Source organism: Halorubrum tibetense (assembly GCF_042661865.1).
In the GTDB taxonomy this organism is placed as follows: domain Archaea; phylum Halobacteriota; class Halobacteria; order Halobacteriales; family Haloferacaceae; genus Halorubrum; species Halorubrum tibetense.
Genome location: NZ_JBHSWW010000429.1, coordinates 1 through 1,442, shown reverse-complemented (window position 1 = coordinate 1,442; position 1,442 = coordinate 1). Strand labels below are relative to the sequence as shown.

The following is a 1,442-nucleotide window of genomic DNA, read 5'->3' as shown; positions in this document are numbered from 1 at the left end:
CTGTCTCGCCCGCTCGCGCTCCGTCGGCCCGATCCGGTCCGCTTCGACCCGCATCCGATCGTGGAGCCGGCCGCTCGCGTGATACCACAGCAGGTACGCGGCGGCCCCGAACGGGAGCGCCACCGCGAGGAGGACGGGGTTGACGACGATCCCGGCGACGACCAGCAGGGCCGTCAGCCCGATGAACGTCGCCGCCAGTCCGACGAGTATCGTACGGTTCGCCACGCCTCCGATCACGGCCTCCACGGTTGTAAGGCTCTCGGGGGTGAAACGACCGGTCCGCACCGTTTATGTCCGCGGCCGACCCGGTTGAAGGTATGTCACCGCCCGACCGGGAGACGGTCACGGGGCTCCCGCCCGGGATCGCGGCGGCCCGCGAGGAGCTCACGCCGATGCTCTCGCAGTATGCCGACCTCTGTGCCGCCCACGAGGACGCGCTCGTGCTGTTCCAGGTCGGCGACTTCTACGAGGCGTTCTGTGAGGCCGCCGAGACGGTCGCGCGGGTCTGTGAGGTGACGCTCACCGAGCGCACCGACTCGACGGGCGAGTACCCGATGGCCGGGATCCCCATCGACAACGCCGCCCCGTACCTGGAGGCTCTCCTCGACGCGGGGTACCGCGTCGCGCTCGGCGATCAGGTCGAGGACGCCGAGCAGGCGTCGGGGCTCGTCGACCGCGCGGTCACCGAAGTGATCACGCCGGGCACGGTCGTCGACGACGACCTCCTGGAGTCGGGGGCCGCCAACTACGTCGCCGCCGTGGCACGCGGCGCGACCGAGAAACGCGGTACCGACCCGCCCGATCCGGCCGTCGGCCTCGCTGCCGTCGACGTCGCCACCGGCGAGTGTCTCGTCACCGCCGGCGATCCCGAAACCGTCGTCGAGGAGCTGGAGCGGCTCGCTCCCGCGGAGCTGCTCGTCGGCCCGGACGCGGGTGACGTCGTCCCCACCGTCCGCGACTGGACGGTCCACCGTCACGACCCCGACGTGTTTGCACGCCGGACCGCCCTCGACCGGCTCGACCCGTACGTTCCTGCCCCCGAGCGCCGGTTCGACGGCGAGGCCGAGCTCCGCGCCGCGGGCGCGGTGTTGGCGTACGCCGAATACACACAGGGGGACGACGGCCCGCTGGAGTACGTCTCGCGGGTCCGCCGGTACGATCCGCGTGACCACCTCCGGCTCGACGCGGCCGCCCAGCGTAGCCTCGAACTGTTCGAGAACCGCGGCCTCGGCGCGAGCGACACGCTGTTCGACGTCCTCGACGTGACGAGCTGCGCGCTGGGACGCCGGTGTCTGGAGCGGTGGCTCCGCCGTCCGCTCGTCGACGCCGACGCGATCCGCTCGCGACACGACGCGGTCGCGGAGCTGGCCGACCGGACGCTGGTGCGTGAGGGGATCGCGGACGCGCTCGCGACCGCCTACGACCTCGAACGGCTGGTCGGG

General features: G+C 72.3%; 1 protein-coding gene and 1 pseudogene. One reads left to right on the top strand and one right to left on the bottom strand.

The genetic code is table 11. The annotated features are described in order from the left end of the window. Positions 1-225: pseudogene (locus ACFQEU_RS15850) on the bottom strand (molecular chaperone DnaJ); the annotation flags it as partial. A 92-nt stretch (positions 226-317) separates the two neighbouring features. On the opposite strand from ACFQEU_RS15850, the gene ACFQEU_RS15845 reads away from it, so the two are divergent. Next, on the top strand, positions 318-1,442 hold a 1,125-nt coding region (locus tag ACFQEU_RS15845; RefSeq protein ID WP_465261167.1), incomplete at its 3' end, for a MutS N-terminal domain-containing protein.